The organism is Acidimicrobiales bacterium, assembly GCA_030747595.1.
In the GTDB taxonomy this organism is placed as follows: domain Bacteria; phylum Actinomycetota; class Acidimicrobiia; order Acidimicrobiales; family MedAcidi-G1; genus UBA9410.
Map to the genome: position 1 here is coordinate 1 of JASLKK010000085.1, position 502 is coordinate 502.

1 protein-coding gene is annotated in these 502 nt (G+C 57.8%); it reads right to left on the reverse strand.

Going from position 1 to position 502, the window contains the following annotated elements; genetic code table 11:
- On the reverse strand, window positions 1-502 hold a 502-nt coding region (locus QF777_12240), incomplete at both ends, for an SBBP repeat-containing protein (protein MDP6912292.1).

A 502-nucleotide genomic window follows, 5' to 3' on the forward strand; every position in this document is an offset into this window, starting at 1 on the left:
GACTCAGGTCGTCGTCGATCTTCACGGTGAAGATCGCCTGCTGGTTACCCTCAACGATTGAATCGTCACGACCTGTGATCGTGAAATTCTGAGGAGTAGCCCAGTTCGAAGATGTGAACGTCAAAGGAGCACCTACCTGAGCTTCACCGGGGTCGCTGGAGAATGCGTAAATGACCACATTGCCTGCCGGTTGTGTGTCAAGCACGACACTGAATGTGGCAGTCGTACCAGATTCCGCCACTGACACCGAGGTTGTCGACAACGTGAACCCGGGGGTCCCGGGGGTGGCTGCAACCGCAGGCGCCAGGTTCCCTGAGGAATCCAGCTTCGACACAAACGCGTTGCTGTAGTCATCCCCAAGGTTGGTGGTACCGGGACCCGGATCGAAGTCGACTGTCCCAAAGCTCATCCCGGTGGTGTACACGTTGCCCGACGAGTCGACCGCTACCGACTCGACCTGCTCACCTTTCCAGTTGCCGAAGCTCTTGGCCCACACCATGTC